Here is a 20,809-nt window from a genome sequence, read left to right on the forward strand (position 1 = left end):
ATCCTTAGAACGCGTAACGTGCGTTGACGGTGAAGTAACGGCCGGACTCTGTTTGGAATGCCTCGTGTAGGCTTTCGAGACCCGCGATATCTTGGTAGCGAATGTACTCGCGATCGAATAGGTTGATGACATTGACACTAATATTGGTATTGTTGCCAAAGTCATAGCCTAGACCGATGTCAACGGCACCCCAGCCCGCGGTGGTCGCACAGTCAACCGCGATTTTTTGCTGGTTAACACATACGCTGGTGCGATTCATTTGGTCAGCCCAGTTAAGCTGCACGTAACCGTTAAGCGCTCCATTGTCGTAGTTAAGCGCCACATTACCTTCTAGTGGCGTGATGGCACGGACGTAATCGCCTTCTTTGTCTTTTCCATCAACGATACCGATGTTAGTGCTGGCGATAATCGTATTGGTGAGGGAGTATTCCACCGACGCTTCAGCACCGTAGGTTCGAACACCATCTAGGTTGTCAAAGGTCACCTCGGTGATATTGGTTCCTGCGCGTTTACCAACCGTCTTTTGCTCAATGAAGTTTCTGAATACGTTGTAGAAAACCGCCCCATACACGCGCATAGCGCCATCATCGTACTTGGCACCAATTTCAAAACTGTCACTGGTTTCTTCCTCTAGCTCGAAGTTAGGCATAATGATGAATGCGCTACCTTGCACGAAATCATGATTCACTAAGCCATAGGTTTTTGAGTATTCTGGCGCGCGATAGCCATGCTTGTAGCTAAAGTAGCTGTTAAATGCTGGGGTAAATTGATAGGCAATCGACGCACTTGGCGACACCTCACTGCTGTTGTTATCGGGCAGGTCTTCCATCCCAATTGAACGGCCGCTGTCAGAGCTCAGGCGGTAGGAGTCATAGCGAAGCCCCAACATTGCACGCCAGTTGCCTACTTCAATAGAGTCTTGAATAAAGGCGCCCACTGAATAGCTGGTTGCCGGAGCAAATGGGTTAGTTTGGGTCACTTTCACGCCATGCCAGTCCGTAAGTCTTTCATCGACTGGGCGCTCATGATAGGTCGTTTCAAACTTACCGCCATAAACCAGCGTATGCTTCAGCTCGCCTTGATACAGTTCTTTCATCATATCTGCAGACCAACCAACCAGCTGATCTTGGAACTGACGATTTTCTATCTCACGACGCAACAGGCGTACGCCATTAGAATCACGATACATGAGCTTATTGGAGTCTTCGTTGAACAAGGTGTGTCGGTAGTACACTTTCGTCTCTAGCGTATCGAGGAGCAAGGTTTCTGACTCGTATTCAGCACCCAACCAAAATAGGTAATTAGATAGCGTTTCGTCTTCGTAAAACGTCTCGATATCCATTTTTGCGTCACGTTGAGGAGGTGCGATCCCCTCTTCACGGATCATTTGTTCACGATAGAAATCCGCTTTGGCTTTTAGCATCCATTCATCGTTTAGGTAGTGCTGAATGGTGTAAGCGGCGCTAAGGCCTTCGATTTCACGGTTCCACAAGTTTTCGTCGTACGATTTGCTCTCTTCACCACTCCAATACGCGGCTTGAACCAAGGAGCTAGTGTCGCCAAGTGCGAATGCTAAGTTGGATGAGAGCCTATAGCGACTACTGTTGTCGGAATAGTTCGCGGCACCGTCCACATAGAAATCCTCACCGTCGAGTAAATCTTCCGGCGAGAGCGATTTAACAATGATCACACCGCCAAGCGCGCCAGAACCAAAACTTGTTGAACTTGCGCCCTTCACGACTTGAATCTCTTTTGCAGATGAAACATCAAAGGAGTTATGGCCCATCACATCGTTCAAGTCATTGGCACCGTAGCCATCTGATGTTGAAATGCCATCTTTCACTACAGAAACGCGGTTCCCCGACATACCACGAATCGTGATGTTCTGTGCGGTACCCGCCGAGCCAGTCACACTCACACCCGGCTCGTTTTTAAGCACTTCGTACAGTTCGGTCGCGCCCTTTTTACGCATCTCTTCACCGTCAATGACCGAGACAGAACCTGCGGTTTTTGACAATGATTCTTCGTATTTATTGGCAGTGACGACCACCTCTTCAAAGGTGCTGACGTTAGATTCCGCGTGTACAAGGCCTGTCGCCAGTGCAGTCAGCACAGCAACATTGACTCGTGAAAGTTTCATGATGGCTCCGGTTCGTTATTCCGATTTTTGTAATTGTTTAATAAGAAATGCGTATTCCATCGCTTGGCGTTGTGAAGACTTGCGCTGATCCGTAGCGTGTCCACTTTCAAAATCTGTCTCTAGAAGATAGGGACCAGTGCCTGAGCTGATCGCTTCTAGTTGTGAGAGGTATTTGGCGCCCTCCCAATAAGGCACTCGGCGATCATGCCAACCCACGCGAACAAGCGTCGCAGGATAGTTAGCAGGGGTAAGATTTAAGATGGGATCGTACTGCGCCATTTTCGCCCGCTCTTCAGGAATCGATGGATTTCCCCACTCCTGAAACTGCTGCGCTGTCAAAGGTAGCGTCGAATCTGACATACTCGCGACAACATCGACAAATGGGACCGTCAGGCTCACCGCGCTGAATAGCTGTGGAGCTTGGTTGAGCGCACCAGCGACTAAGGTTCCCCCTGCGCTCGAGCCGATTGCCGCCACTTTTCGCTGACCCTTTTGGTAAGTCGACATCGCTTTCGACACAGCAACAAAGTCTTTGATGCCGTTGATTTTATTGACCCCGCGCCCCGACTGATGCCAAGCTTCGCCAAAGTAGCCACCACCACGAACATGAGCAATCGCATAAATGATCCCGCGATCCATCAATGAGATTGTCTGCGGCATAAAGTAAGGCTTCATCGTAAACCCATAGGCACCATATCCGTAAACCACCACAGGAGATCGCTCAGTCAGCATTGACGCTTTATACGCCAAAGTCACAGGAACCTGGACACCACCCGATGGGATGAATATCGTTTCTGTATGGTACTCTTCGGCTTGGTATGACGGGTACGTATCTTCGCTCAATCGGCGACGGGTTAACGTAGAAACATCGAACTCTTCCCAAAGCGCAGGTTGGGTCATCGACATTGAACGAATACGCAGTTTGTCGCTGGCGTAATCCCCAACTCGACTCAGCCAAGCAACACTGCCTGAAGGAGAAAGTAACTCACGATGTTGCTCCCGACCTCGGTGGTTTAAAATGACGAGACTTTTTTGTCCTTGTTTCTGTTCAATCGCCGCAAGGCCTGATTGGAAAACGTAGTAAGTTTGCAATTCTGCGCCGGAGCTAGGCGCGTAGATGAGCTGCCAGTCCGAATCCCTCAGCGAGCATGAGTATAGAGCGAACTGACCATCACGGTTGCTTTGTACATACAGCTTGCCCTTGGCGACGTCTGCGTAGTACTCGAAGCCCTCACGTCTTTTGGCTAGCGGGGCTGACAACTCACCATTCGACAGATCAAGAACGCGCTGTTCGCTGGCAGATTCAGAGTTACTTTGTACAATGGCAAATTGGCGATCGCTAGCTAGGTAGGCAGAGACAAGCCATGTTTGATCCGTCTCGGTGTAAACGTCCGTGACTTGTCCATCCACTAGCGAATAACGCACCAATCGACTTGGTCTGGCATCCTGAACCGTTTTCACGATGCCGTACACACTCTTGCTATCGGCAGACCAAATCACAGTAGTGTCACCGTTGGTATTAAAGCGCTGCTCTTTACCAGAGGCCACTTCAACTACCGCCATTTGATACTGCTCGTTACCAACTAGGTCTTCAGTAAGGGCAATTTTTCGTCCATCTGGGCTGACTGACCAGCCACCAAGCTGATAGTAGTCATGCTGGTTTGCTCGCTGTTCGATGTTGAGTAGATCAACGATTTGAGATGAATTGGCGTCTCTGACTCTTAGCCAGCGTTGACCTTCTACGCGGGTGACCAGATACTCTTTTCCATCACGAATCAGCCATGGCTGACTGCCACGCTGTACGCGATGATTTGCCCACTCGTCTTGAAGCGCATCGCTCAGAGGTTGGAGGGCTTGTTGGAATTGTTCGACTTGACGATTGCGCTGCTCAAGATAGCGAATTACCTTGGCATTTGAGCGAGAATCGTCTCGAAGCCATTGATGGTTTTGCTCACTCTCTTCACTCGCAATAGCATTTGATGCTAATACTGAAAAAGAAAGCAAAATAATATTCACTAATCTCATTATAAACAACGCAACATACAAATTATTAATAGGCGCCGAAGTTTGCATGAGAATGGTAATGAGATCAATTATCGTTTACATATAAATGTGATTTAGATCTCATTGGCGAGTGAATTTTATAGAGTAATTGCTTTATCTGGTGAAGAAGTGTTCCTGTGTTTTATCAGGAACACCAATGATGTGGGTGAATAGTTATCCCATAATATGCAGCGAATCCGTTATTGAATTAGTCTAACGACCAACGATCCCGGCGCTCGAACTGACTCAACATTGTGGCTTATGACGGTACCGTTAATCGGCGAGTAGTAAACCTCGATTTCGTCACCGAAACTATTGTATTGCGTCGCCAATTTCTCCCCTTCACAAACCGTTTGCATTAAGTCGACATGGCAGATTACGAACCCCCCTTGGCTTGCTCTGACACTGACAATTTGCTCGCCTTCCACGCAAGGCACCTCAGATTCGTCCACATTGCCTGACAACGCTTCATAAGACTTAAGAATGTTCATCACTCCTTTGGTTGCTCGCTCTACCATCACTAAATCGGTGTAGCGGCCAATGCCAACCTCTATCGTGATCGAAGGAATGCCGGCGCGGTTGTAAACCGTTTCCAAAATGCCAGGGTCACCGGGATCATTAAGAATAACGTCGGGGTTAATGAGCCTAGCCATACGAATCGCATCTTCTAGGCGATAATCAGCAAACGCATACAAGGGGTAAGCACTGCCGCTGGTTTGGGAATGGAGATCGATAGCCAGATCCGCATTGGGTTTGAGCAGATTCTCCCACAAACTGTTTGCGTAACGGCTTGCGTCATCACCAGTAGGACTTCCTGGGAAGACGCGATTAAGATTCGCAGATGAGCTATCCGGCGCGGCGGAGTGAAAGTCTCGGCTATGGCGGGCAATGCCTGACAGGTTAACCGTAGGAACAATCGTCACGACGCCCGCAATGGCTTTGCCGACGAGCTCCCGAGCGATTTTCTGCGCCGTTAAAATACCGTTTTGCTCGTCACCGTGAACACCTGCAGTGATCATAAATCGCTTACCCGGATTTTTACCTTTAAACACTCTCACTGGCAGTGTTTGCGGATGGCCAATAGCATCCGTTGCCACGGCAAACCAAAACTTGTGCTCCCCCGCTTCTAACGCGTTAACATCTAGCGCTTGAATGGTTGGGTACATAGGGACGATACACTCGTTCAAAGGTTTGCTCATTCTTTACTCCGATTGTTCTCTGGGCAGGCCATTGCCTCTTAGTTCGCCTTCATAGTAACCGATGTGTAAAGAAGATCCATCCTCTGGGTATTTGGCTTTGTTTTACGGTGAGGATTCAACGCGTTAGAACGTGATGCAGGAAAAAGAAAACCGGGCATTCGCCCGGCTTGGTTAGCTTTCTCTGGTTGAAGTGACTATCACACTGAATAAGATAAGTGCCCCACCAGCAAGTTGGGTTACACTCAACGTTTCTTGCAGCCAGACCATAGCGAAGATCGCACCAAACAACGGCTCACTGCCCATTAGCAAGGAAACACGAGTAGGCGAGGTTCTGCGCACCGCGTAGTTTTGGACATAAAAGGCAAACAGCGTACAAAACAGCACTAAGTACGCAACTGTAATCCAAAACTCTGTCGAGGTCGGCAACACAAACTCCGACGCAGGTAGAAACGCCACTGCGCCAACAATCGCACATGACGCCACAACCAGCGACTGAAGTGAGGTTAACGTTGAGGTGGTAATCTCTTTGCCCTCAGTAAACCGTTTGGTTAATGTCACCATCAGCGCGCGCAGCAGCGCCGCCGTCAGAATAAAGTAATCGCCCGTATTTAACGAAAACTCGATCCCTTGTTCACTGGTCAGCAGTAAAACCCCCACCACACTACAGACAGTTAGACCGAGTAGGGTATTGCTTACGCGCTTTTTGTTAATTATCAGTTCCGCGAAGGCCGTTAAGATTACGGTCAAGCTGATCAAAAAGGCCGCATTGGATGCCGAGGTCTGAGAGACCCCAAACACTTCGCAGAAAAAAATCGCCGATAGAATAAAGCCGGTCGGTATTGCTATCTTCCAATCTTTATTGAGCCCTCGGCGAAAGTCTCGAATCACTACAGGTAGCATACATAAAAAAGTGATTGAGAAACGTATCGTAATGAAGAGTAAAACACTGGTATACACTAAGGCACTTTTTGTGAGCCCGTAACTGGTTCCCCAAAATACCGCCACCAAAAGCAGCAATGATTCTGTTACTGGAAACTTAAAACTTCCTTTTTTTAACGAACTCGCAGCCGTAGTCATACTATTCCTCCATTTTTGTAAAAGCGATCACGAGTACATCCCGGTACGCGCATTTGTCTGAACTCTCAGGTCGAATTGGTGAGACTTCGTGCATGGTTTGCTCATCGTCCGCCATCACGACATCAAATGTTTTATCCAACACCAAAGTCTCCAACTCTTGTTTATTTGCATCGGTGATGGTGGTCAGCCCTCCCATCACATTGATTTTGTTGATCATCAGCGACGCAATGTAGGTAACACCATCACGATGCAAACCTTCCGGTGTGGGCTGTCCCAACTCGGAATCGTCAGCAATGATTCGGTAAGGGTGGAGCCGAATATTCCACTTGGTTGGCTTGCCTTCTGCGCCATCGTAAATGTCACTCATCAATTGCAGCAGTCGCTCCAATATCGGTGACGTCACAAAGCGGTCTGTCAACGGTTCAAAGTGGCGTTCAATATCACCATTGAGCTGGTTAATGTAAGAAGGCTGAACATAAGGTTCATGAGGCAACATGGTAATCTCATGGCTGCCCGGCAACTTCATAAACTGACCATATCGGCGATAGCGATACGTACCGCCGTCTGCCATGTATTGATCCCTTTCCAAGTGATTCCAACAGTTCTTAAAACGAATCACCTCATCGACGTTGGTTTGCAGCAAGGACGTCATGTGCTTACCGCTGACAAAGACATACTGATTTTGCGCCAATATTTGCGTAATCACTGAAACGTTACGACTCGCGACCTGTTTCACGCTCTCCATAAATTGCACCTCTCTACTACACGGCTTGATGGGCTTTTTGCGGTTGAGTATCCAACGGTAAGGAGCGCAGGCTTCGTTCATGAGCCACTTCCACTTCCCAACGGTCACGATCACACAGATACCTTGGGTTTTCCGCCACGATACTTGTCGCCAGAGCACTTCCTCTGGTGAGATTGAATAGAACACTGCCAGAAATGAATTCCGCAGTGTGGGCGATGAACGCATAGCTGGCATTTTGCATCATGCTGCCAAAGCGACCTTCAACCGCTTCTTGTGTCCACATGTCGTTATGCATAGCTTTTGCTTTGAGAACATCGGTAGGTAAAGCTGCTGTTTCCAGCAGCTTGTAAGCCTTCATCAGGAGTGTTGCGGCGGGTGCTTCGCGCACCTCTAGTACCTTTTCGTCCTGATCGAGATGGTCGAACCCTACATATCGGCCAATCTCGTACGCGCCAACGTGGTTGTTAATGAAGGTAATTAACTCAAGTAAATTAACTGGCTGATCGTTCAAGGTGACAGGGTAGCCTTGACGAAAGCCAATCTTAATTTGATCGTTTTCTAGATGTTTTTCTGGCTGCCAACGCGACCAGGTAAATAGAGATTCTGAAACGGTGAATTGTTCTGGGTTGTCGAGAACGCCGGATTCAAACTCGCGACACCAAAGGTTGGAGTCACCGCTCACATTGCGGCTTTTAAAGCCAACTAAACCTGAATGGAAAAGTGCTTTGGCTTTCTCTTCTCTTGTAAGCGCGGAATACTCATAAGGAGAGCCATAAAACCCATCAAAGCCCGAGCGCTCAATCGCGCCATTAAGGCGACGTAAACTGTTTTGTGACTGGTTGGCGGTATGAATAATCGCATCACAGCCAAGGATTTCCGCCAGCTCCACCGCTTTTTTGACAATAATTGGGCGTGAGAGTGACGAGCTAACAGGGTAATCCCCTAGGTACATGGATTGAGCCTGAATAGCGGACACTAAGCTGTGTTCAACGAACTCCTGCTTTGCATCGATGATCTTTAGATCGAAGCCGTAGTGATCGGTGATGAGCTTTAGGTTTGATTCTTCGATACCATCACCCAAGTCGACCGCGACAGCCGTGACTTTTGCGTGACTATTTTTAAGTAGTTCTAATACATATGAGCTATCTAGCCCCCCACTGAATAAGGTCAAAATATGCTTGGAAACGTCAGCAACTGCCTGAACATCCTCGATACTTCTGATCTTCTTCATGTTTCACGTCCTTTATTATTTTTAGTTGTTGTCAATTGACTTAATTAGTATCTATAAGTAACTTGAGCGAAACAATATAGCCATAATGCAAAGGATAATTGCGCCATGGACACAAATAAGCTTATTCCGCTACTTTCAGAGATGGCAATCTTCGTAAATGTTGTGGAGTCGGGCAGCTTCTCAAAGACCGCCAAAAAACTTGGTGTATCCCCGTCATCCGTGAGCCGATCGGTCACTAGGCTAGAGAGCGCGTTGGAAGAAAAACTGCTAGAGCGCACCACTCGCCAGATGCGTCTTAGCTCAACCGGGCAAGAGGTTTATAGCCTGTGTAGTGACATGATGAACTCAGCAAAAATGGCGGTTTCTGCGGCGCAGGTCGATAAAACCGATGTTTCAGGTAGCCTACGTGTTGCAGCGCCAAAAGCATTGTCTCGTCAAGTACTTATGCCGATGATCCTCGACTTTATCGACGACTACCCCAACGTGTCGTTGCAGCTGAAAGTCGCCGACCACTACATTGATCCTATTGGCGATGAAGTGGACATCATCATCATGATCACCAACAAACCAACGGAAGGGTTGATCGCCAAACCTTTAGGTCAATGTCGATTGGTTTTGTGCGCAAGTCCAGCCTATATCGAAGAATATGGGATGCCGATTCACCCAGAAGACATTTCAAGCCACAACTGTTTGTGCTTAGGTGAGAATCCTCGTGACCGAGTTTGGGAATTTACTAACAATAACAAGCGTGTATCGATTAACGTTAACGGCTCATTTGTTGTAAACCACAGCGAAATTCGCCGTGAAGCTGTGCTGCGTGGGGTAGGCATTTCGGTCTTTCCAGAGTTCGCTATTCAATCGTATATCGACTCTGGGCAAGTGGTAGAAGTCTTGCGAGACTGGCACGTAGGCGGCAACTATCAAGGCAAAATCATCGCCCAATACGCGCAATCGAAGTACATCCCAAGCCAGATCAAGACTTTTATTGAGTACTTGCAGCAAAGATTAGTGTAATCCAACTAAAAAAAGTGAAGCCTGAGACTTCACTTTTTAGGTGCAAACGCTTGGGTGTCCTTATCGCTTCGACGCGTTCAAACGAGCGACAAGCGCCTCTGCAAGTTGATGGGTAGCAATGTTGCGCTCGACGATATGGCTCGCCAGTTGCCCCGCCCTAATCACCGACAACCAGTCTTGTATCATTGCTTCAAAACCCTTTGTCGTTAGCATTGGTGTCCAATCTTTCAATGCTAACGCCACCTCTTGCCCCTCTTCCCATTGGCGACCAGCCATAAAGGAATCAAATTGCAGCGCCTTATTTTGGTAGGTTGCCGAGACCCTTTCTGTGGTCACACCAAACTGACGATTCATTGAAGCATGGAGCAGCGTTTCGCCGGCCTGCCACTGAATATCTAGCCGACCTAACTGCTCACCCACCCATTGTTGGGTGACATAGGCATCGTTTATGTCCGCTCGACAATCTAAGTTAACGCTATCAAGTGGATGGATAAAATCATCAAATACGAACGTTCTCACCTCACCAGATAGATTATGGCGATGCTTCTCCCAACGAAGAGAGGTTAATGCCCCACATTGGCCATTAGCGACTTCCGGCAAGTAGTGATTATAGAGAGGAATATGACGACGATTAAAACCGACGTAAAGCGGCGCGTTGTGCTTGCTCGCAATGTCATACAGTTCCATGACATCTGCGGCATTGTCCGCTAATGGCTTATCGACAAACGTTGGAATACCTAGATGCAAAAAATAACTCGCGATCTGCTTATGCACACTCGTGGCAGCATGAATCATTACGGCATCGACCCCGAGCCGAGGTAAATCGCGATAGTCATGACAGGTGTGCATCACTCGATATTGCTCAGACAATGCCTGCAAAGCATCTAAGCTTCGGGTACAAAATATAGGCTCAACATCAGCCAGTTGAGTGATAATGGGAAGGTATGCCTTCTGAGCGATATCACCTAGGCCAATAATGCCAATTTTCATCATTGTTTTAACTCCACTTAAGCATGCGTACTTCATTGCCCTCTTTAGGCTTTCTTGGGATATTGAGCGACAACAACAAACTGACCATCGCCATCCCAGCACCGATATAAAACACCGCAGAGGGAGAGATTAACCAAATAAATCCAAACGACACTGGGATGAATACCGCAGCAATATGGTTAATGGTAAACGACACACCCGCCGTAGAGGCCATGTCAGCGGGGTCGGCGATTTTTTGGAAATAGGTTTTAATCGCAAGGGCTAAGGCAAAGAATAGATGGTCTACTACATACAGCGCGGCCGCCCATTCTGCGGTTTGAACCATTGCGTATCCAACAAACACACCAATTAAGCCAACATACTCAAAAATCAGCGCTTTTCGCTCGCCCACTTGACCAATGAACTTACCGATTCTTTTTGCAAACAAGAAGTTAAATAGGTAGTTGATAAGAAATAGCAAGGTGATATCTGCAGCCGAATAGCCAAATTTTTCGACCATCAAGAACCCAGCGAAAACAGTGAAAATTTGTCGACGAGCACCACTCATAAAGGTTAATGCGTAGTAAAGCCAATATCGCTTGCGCAACACCAGCTTTGTATTCTGAGGGACTTTCGACTGAAACTCGGGAAAGGCAAACGTCATCCAAACCACCAGCAAGAATCCGACCCCGCCGAATGTGAGGTAAACCCATTTGAAGTCCATATGAAAGACTTCAAGGCAGACCCACAGAGCCCCATAAGTACACAGTGAGGCAAGCGCGCCTATCGATATAAACTTACCCAACATTTCCGGCGCTTCATCTTTCGATAACCACTGAAGTGACAGCGATTGCTTGAGGGTTTCGAAGTAATGGAATCCTATCGACATGAGCAAGGTCGTCATCAGCAAACCAAATAACGTGGGAAAGAAACCCGTGATAGCAGTGCCTAGAGTGAGCGCCGCAAGCGAGAGTAAAATAAAACGCTGCTCACGAATAAAAAGAAGGACGAACACGGCGGTAAACGCAAGGAAACCGGGGATTTCGCGTACACTTTGCAACAAGCCAATATCGGCGCCATCAAAGCTCGCTTTTTCTATCACAAAGTTGTTTAGCAACGCCATCCAGCTTGAGAAAGCGATAGGGACAACAATGGAAACCACCAACAGGAAGTTCTGCGGCGTTTTCCACGATGTGGATTCAGAATTCATAAATCATCCTTGGTTTGACGAATCGCTTGCGGTAAGGCCAATCTTACATAAACAGGTAAAGGCTAACGCGGTTTGTATTTCTGCACATGGTCGTTGACCGCCTTAACAATCGAACTTTTCACCTCTTTGATGTTTTTTGCGTGCGGACACCATAAGGAGATCGGCAGCTTCATTCCCTCTAACATCAACTCAAGCTCAAGTGGCGAAACCCCTTCTACCGCAAACTGAGACTCAGAAAGCGCTTTTGGCAACCATGCCCAGCCAAGCCCTTCTTTGATCATTTTAATCACCAATGCCAGTTGATCGACTTGCTCATTGTTGGCTGAAAATACAAATTTGTCGGCCAAGCCTTCATCCACCAGTGATTTGAGCATAAACTGCCGCTCAGTTTGCAACTCACTCACCACCGACGTTTTGTCCATTTGCGCCAATCGCCCACCTGTTTGTACATAGGGTAGAAACTCCACATGGCCTAAGAACGTCGAGTCAAAACTATGAATTGCGGTGCTTTCATGAATATTGACCAGACCAAAATGAATTGTCCCATCAACAATGCCTTGCTTTATTTCGTCACGATCGCGGACAAGAAACTCTACGCGCATGGTCGGAAAATCTTGAGCTAACTGTTGGCGAATCAAAAATAGCGCTTGGTGAGGGACAAAACTTGGGTAGGCAATCACCACGCGTTCAAGCCCTCCGTAGGATAGGCTGAGAGCGATCTTGTCAAACACGCGCGCTTGCTCGATCGCTTGCTTAGCATAGTGATAAAGAAGATGACCGTCTTCGGTGGGTTCAACAGAGCGACCAATTCGTTCAAACAAGGTGACCGCAAGTTGGTCTTCAAGGTTAGTGATAACCTGACCTATGGTAGTACGATGCTTGTTGAGTTTTACCGCGGCCTTGCTAAAAGAAAGGTGCTCATAGACGGTGACAAAGGCTAACAACTGTTCGAGGCTGAAATTCATTGGGCTTGCTTCCTGTAGACCATTGCCTACAAGATAGCATTTTTCGGCTTTCGCTCTCCAGTACAATCAAATACCTACACTCGTTCGAGCTAAAAACTAATCACGACGCCCATCACCACTCCGTCTTACTGAAAGGTCACGATGTCCGATGCATCAATAACATAACCAATCTCAATATCCTGATTACCGTCCGATAGTGCAACGGATGCGGACACCCCTCCTGCCTTGATATCCCCTTCAACCCAAACTGGCGTGTAAAGGCTTTGCATCTGATAGCCTTCAGGGAAGTCGACCAAGATAGTTTGGTTCGCCGGTGGCGGTGGTGTATGAATACAAGCGCCCGCCGTTGGCACCAAAATAAATTGCGTCCCGACTAAGCCTTCCATCTCTAGTGGCACCAAGAAGCCGCCTAGTTTCATGTCATTCACTTGCAAATCAGGAATAATGGCATTGGCATAACGCTTACCACTCACAAGTTCATCAAGTGCCTCTCTCACGTTCAACCCGCGTTTCTCTGCGAGTTCAATGCGCTTGATGTAGCCATCGTGTTCCATTGGGCTGAGTTTGCGACTTTGCTGAGCCACTTCATAAACATAAATCTCGGTAACCAATGCTTTATCACTTGGAGATAAACTCTGCTGCTGTATGTTTTGCGGACGAAGCGCGTCCCATGAGAGAGTGTCTGCTGCATTAGCCAAAGGCGCGATCAGCGCTAACATTAGCAATAAGTTTTTCATTCGTTTGTTCCCCAAAGTAAATAGAGCATGTTAGTCACGTCAGATAAAGGCGATGACCGCAGCGCCTTGCGCCACGGTCAGTAAGGCTATGATTAAAGGTTTTCTAGGTTGTCCATCAGTTTGTAGAAGAATCCGATGGAGCGACCATACTCATCAACCAGGATACGTTCGTTCACACCGTGGAAACCTTCAAACTCTTTCACACTTTCTAGTTGCAAAGCGGTAATGGTGTACACATCCGGAGCAAAATCACGCGCTTGGAAGTGCTTAGAGTCTGAGCCACCGATTACAAAGAATGGCGATACAATCAGATCATTACCCCAAGTTTGGCGAATGGTTTTCTCTAGCATTTTGTATCCTTCACCGTTTGGATCGGCCACATTGGTTGCAGGCGTTGATGCTGAGATATTTCGTACTGTGATGCGCTCATCGCCTATGGCTTTTTTCACGTGTTCAATAATCACTTCAGGTGTATCACCAGGCATAGGACGGAAGTTCACTACCGCTGTCGCGGCTGGTGGCAATACATTATCTTTGATACCGGCGTTAAACATGGTCACTGCGGTTGTGGTGTGCAACATGGCGCGCGTTACTTGGTTTTGCGACATTACATCAATAAACTTCTGCTCTAGGTCGCTGATCGAATCGTTATCACCATAAGCGACGGCTTTGTACATTGGTTGCTGGTCTTCAGGTAACTCTGGCCCCATAAATCGGTACTGGTAGCGAACCGCATCGTGAATCTTGTATGGGAACTGCGCCGCTTCCACTTTTTCTACCGCTTTGGCTAGCGCAACAATGTTCGACTCACCAGCAGGCTGTGAAGAGTGACCGCCCATACCATTGATTGCGATCTCTAAGCTCACGTAGCCTTTCTGAGCAATACCAATTAACGCCGTATTGTCTCGAATGCCCGGGAACACGCCTGGGATTAGTGGCGCTGATTCATCAATCACAAAGGCGATTTTGTCATAACGCTGCTCAATAATATCCGCTGCGTGTTTTGCCCCTTCAGGTCCGCCAACTTCTTCATCATGACCAAACACAAACAAAATAGTGCGCTCTGGTTGGAAGCCTTCTTTAATCTTCATTTCTGTGGCTTCTAAGATGGCATGAATTTGGTTTTTGTCATCCAGAGAACCACGTCCCCAAATGTAGCCATCTTTTATCTCACCGGAAAACGGCTCGACTTCCCATTGATCGCGAGATTCCTCTGCAATTGGCACCACATCTTGGTGAGCCATAAATACCGCCGGTGGCAGTGATGGGTCTTTGCCTTCCCAGGTGTAAATTAAGCTAAATGGGCGCGGGTCGCCAACTAGTTCACGCTTCAGTGTTTTATGTACTAGAGGGTAAGATTCAACTAAGAAGTCGTGGTAATTGTTAAACGCCTCTTCATCAAAATCACTGCGGTCTTGATTTGAAATGGTTGGAAACTGAACCGCTTGAGATAGGCGTTGTGCCGCGCCTTCTAGATCCACTTTCACTTCAACTTGCTCAACACCTTGCATTTGCATTGAGCTAAAGTCTTGGTCTTCCACCGCCCAAGCAGACACACTTGCTGTAAGCGCAAGCGCAGAGGCGATACCTTTAAAAAGTTTGGTTTGCTTAGTCATTACTAATTACCTTCATTCGCAAGAAATAATTTAAGTCTGTGTCGTGTTGATGGGCTTAGTATTGACGTTTTTTTTGCCGCAAACCAATCGCATATGAAGGACCAAATCCTACATATTCGAATCATCAATCCCGATTTCAGAAAATAAGTGCGACATTAATGCTTATTGAGCCGCTCTGATCATCTCTCTGATTTATTGATTACACCGAAGTCACCAATTTCTTATGGGTTGATGGATACGACCCTACATATGCGAGTGTTGAATTACACCAAGCGCAGTTAATCTCTCGGCAAAGACGCTATACAGAGATCATTTATGCACGCTATCCCTCACGAAATCGCTTGGGGTGAAGTCTATTTCACGCCACTGCTATTAGTTGCGGCCCTTGCGTATGGGCTTACCCTACTAACCACCAAAATGTCAGTCAAAACTGGGCTCTATCGATACATTTCTCACCCGACTCTGGCAGAGATATGTCTGTTTGTGATTTTTACTGGCGCGTTCAGCCAAGTTATTTCGATTGTTTAATAAGGGGAAGAAAATGGTTAAGCGCTATTTGGTGACTCTGCTCCTAGTTCTGGGGGCTGGAGCCGTGGTCGCCAACTTTTATTCGATATTCACGCAAAATCCGTGGACACGCGATGGTCGCGTCAGTGCCTATATCGTTTCGATTACACCTCGTGTCACTGGCCAAGTGACCGCCATTCATATCTCAGACAACAGTCGGGTCACAAAAGGCGATCTGCTGTTTGAAATCGATGACAGCTTGTACCAAGCGGCATATCACAAAGCTATGGCATCTCAACAACAAGCCCAAGCCGCCCTCGATAAAGCGCTCAATGAAGAAAAGCGTGCGCTCGCGCTGCAAAGCCGAACGCCGGGCTCTGTTGCGACGCTCACGCTCAATAACTTGAACAACGCGGTCAACTCGGCAAGGGCTAACTTAAACCTAACCAAAGCCATGGTTGAAGAGGCCAAACTCAACCTTGATTACACCAAAGTCTACGCATCGACCGATGGTTTCATTAGTAATTTTCATTTACGGGTGGGCTCTCAGGTTGTCGCCAACAGTCCGGTTGTTGCGCTGATTGATGCCAATAGTTTCTGGGTAGAGGGCTATTTCAAAGAAACCGACCTAGAAGGCGTTGATCCCAATGACAAAGCATTCGTGACCTTGCTTATCGACCCAGACCAACCCTTAGCAGCAGAAGTGAGCAGCATTGGCTACGGCATCGCCAAGCAAGACGGCATAACAGGCAGTGAACTGCTGCCAAACGTCAATCCAAACTTCCAATGGATTCGGCTCGCCCAACGTATTCCCGTTAAAGTGACATTAAAAGAAAAGCCCAAAAACTTGCAACTGCGTGTTGGCATGACGGCATCGATAAAAATCATCAAGCAATAAGGTGCCAAAATGCTCAATCAGTCCACAAAAGAAGCGTTTAAAGCGGCATTGGCGATCGTCATTGCCCTTTTTCTTGCCATCTGGTTTGAGTGGGATAAACCCTACTGGGCCGGCATTACCGCCGCTGTTCTCGCATTGAACGAAACGTTCGCACACTCTTTACAAAAAGGGCAGAATCGAGTGCTCGGCGCTTTGATGGGCGCAGGTTACGCACTGTTTTTGATTAGCTATTTTTCTCAAGACCCTGTTTTATTTGTCGTGTTCTATACTTTGCTGCTTGCCGCCAGCTTGTTTATGGCGAGCGATGAAAAGCGCGGCTATATCTTTGTTCAAGGCTACACCGTCTGCACTATCATCTGTTGTATGGGAGGCTTCGACAGCTTAAATACCTTTGACTACATCATCCTAAGGTTACAAGAAACCTTACTGGGAATTGGTGTATTTACCTTCATATATCAGCTAATTTGGCCGGTTAGCACTGAGACGGTATTTTCACGTCGTTATTGGCAGTTACATGCCGAGTTACAGCAAGCGCTCAATCACTATCATAATGGCAGGCTAAGTAGCGAGACCTTAGAGCATATTCAGCACAGTGTCAGTCAACTTCATCACTTGCTTGAGCTGCCGAATCATGGCAGCTACGACTTGAAGTATTATCAGCACCAGTGGTTAGAAAGAGTGAGAGAAGTCGATGTGATTGTGCATCTTCTTGACAGCCTTAGCCGTAAGCCCAGTGAGTTGGCCAACTATCTCACAGACATTGAGCATAATCTAGCATCGACGTGGAAAACTCCGCCGATTGAGCCTCTGCTACCTGCAGCCTTACTTAAAATGGCCCAGCGTTATTCAAGTCATAAACCTTCGTTAAGACAACGCAGCCTAAAGCAGCATCTTAAAGACGATTGGAGAAAAGTGCTGCAAGGGACCATTACCTTTCTGGCCTGCATATTGGCCTGGGTTTACCTGCCCATTCCTGGCGGCTTCGTGTTCCCAATGATTGCGGGCATCTTTGCCACCAATCTTCCCCCTTTACCCACCAGTGCAATAAGAGACGCGTGCTTTGGCGCCATTGGTTTAGGTGGATTCTACTTGTTACAGTATTCGCTGATCATGCCAGCCTTCTCCGAGTTGTGGCAGTTACTCGCTTTTTACTTCATGAATATTATTGCTATTTGGAAAGTGTTCGATACGGTGCGGTTGGGAATCTTTCGCGTGCTTGGGGTTAACTTACTATTGGTGCTTTCTTCGAGCGCGTTAAACCTCACGCCTTACTATACTATCGAAATGCCGCTGATGATGCTGGTCTATGTATTGATTATTCTGGCGATAGCCAAACTTGTTTCCGATCTACTTACACCCTGTAAAACGAAGGTCGCGTTCGATAAATAATCACTTCCCGCCTGAACGTCCTTAATGCCACAACCTTGGTTCTCGCCAAGGCTGTTTCTATTTCATACCGTACTCTGATTTATTCGCCTCTCGAGGAAACGTCTCTGATTAATCATCATAACTACGCTATTACGCTCACTTTGTAGGATTTAATCCATCATATGCGATTAACTCGCTTTCTAATTCCCTCATAAAATCTCCACATACCCAATCAAAACAACTTGTGGAATCTACACTATGAACCATTTTAAAAAAGCACTTTTAACCACTCTTATCGGCACTACGCTAGTTGCAGGCGCTCACGCTGCAGACAATGCAAACAGCGAAGCACTTGACGCATCAGATATGACTCGCGCCTACTCAACTTTTTATGTCGGTGCAAGCAATAATGGCGACGTTAAAGCCTCTGGGTCTATCTCTTACCAATACGAAAATGGTATGGAGTCGATGTTCTCGCTAGAAGGAACAATGAACAAAGAAGGCGAGTACAGTGATAGTCGCTTCCAGTACTTCCATGTATTCAATACTGGTAACTCGGTCTCGCCACGTGTCGCTGTCTCGCTTGATGTTGTCGATAATGACACGGCAACCACGGCCGCACTCGGTGCCATTTCAATTTTCCGCACCCCAATTGACTCACTAACGTTTTTTGCACGTGTTGGCGCTCTAACCGGGACTTATTCTGACCAATCAATGAATGCGTTTAACGTCACTGACGATAGCCTAGTTGGTGGAATGGGCGCAGCATACGCGGTATGGAAAACCGGCCAAGATGGTACTTTCTTAGCGTTATACCCAGAGGTGACATACTTGAGCGGTGACATCGACTCGACCACGGTGAAAACGACTTTAATGGCAGCAACCCCACTGAGCACGGATAAAACCCGTTGGGGCCAAGTTAAGTTTGAAAACACCTCTGGCAGCATGGAATCGAGCAGTAAACACGTCGACATCAACGAGAATCGCGTATGGTTTAACTACAAAGTGTACCTATAACACTCTCCTCTAACCTGTCCTACTGTCCTCCATGGCCTGCGTGAAAACGCAGGCTTTTTTGGTTTTTGCCCAATCAGCGAGATCCATCACGCCGACACCAATTCGGTAGGATCACGTCCTCCAAACCTGATTATTAGCGCGCGGTGTTCGACGATAAAATCTTTGCCAAGCCCACGTATTTGGCGTGGAGCATGAATACAGCGACACAGAACAAGGCGGATCTGTGAATAGTAAACCATCGCATTTTCATAGGGGTGAGAGTCGATGGCTTGGGAACGAAACATCTATGCGTGCACTAGCAAATACACCGATTTTACTCACTGCACTTATCAGCTCACTCGTGAGTTTTGACAGCCTTGGCACAGAGCAACCGCAAGAGGCTAATGGCATTCAAACCTACTCAGAAATCATGGCTCGTGGTCAGGATATTTTTGCTCGCTATGGCATCGACGATGATTTACCACGCTTAGGATTGAGCTCGCTTACCGCAGGAGAGCATCTCGTCGAACACGTCGAGCGTCAAATCACTATCGGTGATGAAGTGCGGAAATCTCGGGTCTTCTTAGTCAAGGATACCGATGCGAAAGGGAACATCGATTTGCGCATCAAATACAACCCAAATGAACTGGATGAACGAGACGACGCGATCAGCGAAATTGAACGTAACACTCGCACAGAATACCGATTGCGTGATTACGCGCAAAGCTATGACCCAAATAGCATCACAGCCACAGACATGCCGGATGGCAGCAACGTAGTGAGCTTCAATTACTCCAAATATGGTTTACCGCAAGACATCGCTTATTTTCGCTTCATGCGCGTCAATATCACTGTAAAGGATGGCGTTCCTCAAAGCATGACCATAACCAACTCGAAGCCATTTGACTTTGACAACTATCGAGTTGAAAGCTATCGCCAAACCATCACTTTTGCCACATTAGGCAGCGGTAAGCTAATTCTAAGCAAAAAGGCGATCGACATTAACGGCACCAAGAAGAATCAACCGATTCATGTCACTTCTGTTGCTGAGCCCATCGCCCTGTATAGTGAAGAGCGCGGCGTAGACATCATCAACCAAGCAAGGCTCAGCGAAGTGTCCGATCCACGTATTCGGGAAGTGAGCGTTAAACTGGACCGCGTCTTTCCGCTAATGGGCGACATGATAAGACGAAAGGGAATTGACCTCCCCCTTCCTTACGGGGTATCAGTGGCGTATCGAAACCAAAACATGAATATTCCCTTTAATGACTTTACTATCGATGGGGTCAGGCTCAATGATCTCTTTGATCCCGAAGATTCCATTGGCTCGGTCAACGCCGAGAGCCTGAACATCCGTGGAGATGTGAACATCCTGCCTTTTTGGAATGTGTTTGGATACATCGGCAAAATTAACGTCGATGCAAATGTCGATGCCCAATACACTGGCGCTGCGGGTGAGTTCATCCAAGACAGATTGAACGACAAACTCCCAGGCTTAGGTGATCGATTCTGTGATAGCGAAAGCGTAGGCGCGTTATGCCACAGCGCAAGAGTCAACGTGCCCTTACACCTAGAGTATGATTTACGCGGTGTTGGTACGACACTTTCTGTTGGCTATCGAGAGTTTTTTGCCTCCGTTACAGGCACGATTTCTCAAACCCGACTTAAAGGCGCGACAGAATGGGGGGATCCAATCACCACCATTCAACCTATGATTGGCTATCAGCTGGTTGATTATCGCACGCAACTTTTTGTCGGCGCCGAATACCAAGGGCTTGAACCGAGAATGGAGGGGCAGGTCAAAACCGGAGACATAGAGTTTGATTACGATATTGGCGTTGACTTGAATAAGTGGGCTTACATTGTTGGATTTAACAAGCAAATCGGTCGAAACTACAACCTGACGTTTATGTACAACAAAGGCGAAACTCGTGATGCCTTAACTCTAAATTTGGGCTACCGTTTTTGACGTTATCGCCTTCTACACTTATCGCTCGATGTCCAAATCAATCCCTCAGTAAAACAAACTCCCGCTTGGTAGGAACACCAAGCGGGAGACGATACAAATGGCTTGCTCGCAGCTTTGACGAACAA

Annotated in this window: 17 protein-coding genes; 6 read left to right on the forward strand and 11 right to left on the reverse strand. The window is 47.4% G+C overall.

What is annotated here, in order from left to right:
* Positions 1-4: 4 nt before the first annotated feature.
* The 6 genes from ACUALS_RS20070 to ACUALS_RS20095 form a co-directional block, all read right to left on the reverse strand.
* A complete protein-coding gene (locus tag ACUALS_RS20070; protein ID WP_454449508.1) occupies positions 5-2,140 on the reverse strand; it encodes a TonB-dependent hemoglobin/transferrin/lactoferrin family receptor in 2,136 nt (711 codons plus the stop codon).
* A gap of 15 nt (positions 2,141-2,155) precedes the next feature.
* Positions 2,156-4,165, reverse strand: a complete 2,010-nt coding sequence (locus ACUALS_RS20075; protein WP_454449509.1) for a prolyl oligopeptidase family serine peptidase — start codon at positions 4,163-4,165, stop codon at positions 2,156-2,158.
* Between the two features lie 218 nt (positions 4,166-4,383).
* The gene (locus ACUALS_RS20080; RefSeq protein WP_038212577.1) at positions 4,384-5,382 is read right to left on the reverse strand and encodes a succinylglutamate desuccinylase/aspartoacylase family protein; all 999 of its coding nucleotides are present in this window, start codon (positions 5,380-5,382) and stop codon (positions 4,384-4,386) included.
* Positions 5,383-5,553: 171 nt separating this feature from the next.
* Positions 5,554-6,459 (reverse strand): DMT family transporter, encoded by a 906-nt coding sequence (locus ACUALS_RS20085; protein WP_005469535.1) that lies wholly within the window; start codon positions 6,457-6,459, stop codon positions 5,554-5,556.
* A 1-nt stretch (position 6,460) separates the two neighbouring features.
* A complete protein-coding gene (locus ACUALS_RS20090) occupies positions 6,461-7,204 on the reverse strand; it encodes a 2OG-Fe dioxygenase family protein (protein ID WP_005469689.1) in 744 nt (247 codons plus the stop codon).
* Positions 7,205-7,220: 16 nt separating this feature from the next.
* A complete protein-coding gene (locus ACUALS_RS20095) occupies positions 7,221-8,435 on the reverse strand; it encodes an argininosuccinate synthase-related protein (RefSeq protein WP_454449510.1) in 1,215 nt (404 codons plus the stop codon).
* A gap of 105 nt (positions 8,436-8,540) precedes the next feature.
* Here ACUALS_RS20095 and ACUALS_RS20100 point away from each other — a divergent pair, with 105 nt between their 5' ends.
* On the forward strand, positions 8,541-9,449 hold the full coding sequence (locus tag ACUALS_RS20100) for a LysR family transcriptional regulator (RefSeq protein ID WP_038187366.1): 909 nt from the start codon (positions 8,541-8,543) through the stop codon (positions 9,447-9,449).
* 60 nt (positions 9,450-9,509) lie between these two features.
* Here the strand turns inward: ACUALS_RS20100 and ACUALS_RS20105 are convergent, their stop codons facing one another.
* The 5 genes from ACUALS_RS20105 to ACUALS_RS20125 all read right to left on the reverse strand — a co-directional run bounded on the left by ACUALS_RS20105 (position 9,510) and on the right by ACUALS_RS20125 (position 14,946).
* Positions 9,510-10,439: a Gfo/Idh/MocA family protein gene (locus ACUALS_RS20105; protein WP_454450056.1), complete on the reverse strand. Its 930-nt coding sequence runs from the start codon at positions 10,437-10,439 to the stop codon at positions 9,510-9,512.
* A 7-nt stretch (positions 10,440-10,446) separates the two neighbouring features.
* Complete coding sequence (locus tag ACUALS_RS20110) at positions 10,447-11,628, reverse strand: MFS transporter (RefSeq protein ID WP_454449511.1); 1,182 nt, start codon at positions 11,626-11,628, stop codon at positions 10,447-10,449.
* 62 nt (positions 11,629-11,690) lie between these two features.
* Positions 11,691-12,593 carry a LysR family transcriptional regulator gene (locus ACUALS_RS20115; RefSeq protein ID WP_039485788.1) on the reverse strand — a complete coding sequence of 301 codons (903 nt, stop codon included), beginning with the start codon at positions 12,591-12,593 and terminating at the stop codon, positions 11,691-11,693.
* Positions 12,594-12,718: 125 nt separating this feature from the next.
* On the reverse strand, positions 12,719-13,330 hold the full coding sequence (locus ACUALS_RS20120) for a DUF3299 domain-containing protein (protein WP_454449512.1): 612 nt from the start codon (positions 13,328-13,330) through the stop codon (positions 12,719-12,721).
* 92 nt (positions 13,331-13,422) lie between these two features.
* On the reverse strand, positions 13,423-14,946 hold the full coding sequence (locus ACUALS_RS20125; RefSeq protein WP_454449513.1) for a M20 family peptidase: 1,524 nt from the start codon (positions 14,944-14,946) through the stop codon (positions 13,423-13,425).
* A gap of 315 nt (positions 14,947-15,261) precedes the next feature.
* Here ACUALS_RS20125 and ACUALS_RS20130 point away from each other — a divergent pair, with 315 nt between their 5' ends.
* The 5 genes from ACUALS_RS20130 (at position 15,262) to ACUALS_RS20150 (ending at position 20,684) form a co-directional block, all read left to right on the forward strand.
* Positions 15,262-15,474, forward strand: coding sequence for a DUF1656 domain-containing protein (locus tag ACUALS_RS20130; protein ID WP_153446677.1), 213 nt, complete (start codon positions 15,262-15,264; stop codon positions 15,472-15,474).
* Positions 15,475-15,487: 13 nt separating this feature from the next.
* Positions 15,488-16,351: an HlyD family secretion protein gene (locus ACUALS_RS20135; RefSeq protein WP_454449514.1), complete on the forward strand. Its 864-nt coding sequence runs from the start codon at positions 15,488-15,490 to the stop codon at positions 16,349-16,351.
* Between the two features lie 9 nt (positions 16,352-16,360).
* Positions 16,361-17,740: an FUSC family protein gene (locus ACUALS_RS20140; RefSeq protein ID WP_454449515.1), complete on the forward strand. Its 1,380-nt coding sequence runs from the start codon at positions 16,361-16,363 to the stop codon at positions 17,738-17,740.
* A 237-nt stretch (positions 17,741-17,977) separates the two neighbouring features.
* Positions 17,978-18,736 carry a hypothetical protein gene (locus tag ACUALS_RS20145; RefSeq protein ID WP_454449516.1) on the forward strand — a complete coding sequence of 253 codons (759 nt, stop codon included), beginning with the start codon at positions 17,978-17,980 and terminating at the stop codon, positions 18,734-18,736.
* A gap of 409 nt (positions 18,737-19,145) precedes the next feature.
* Complete coding sequence (locus ACUALS_RS20150; RefSeq protein WP_454450057.1) at positions 19,146-20,684, forward strand: hypothetical protein; 1,539 nt, start codon at positions 19,146-19,148, stop codon at positions 20,682-20,684.
* The last annotated feature ends 125 nt before the right edge of the window (positions 20,685-20,809 follow it).

This window comes from Vibrio sp. NH-7 (assembly GCF_053643215.1).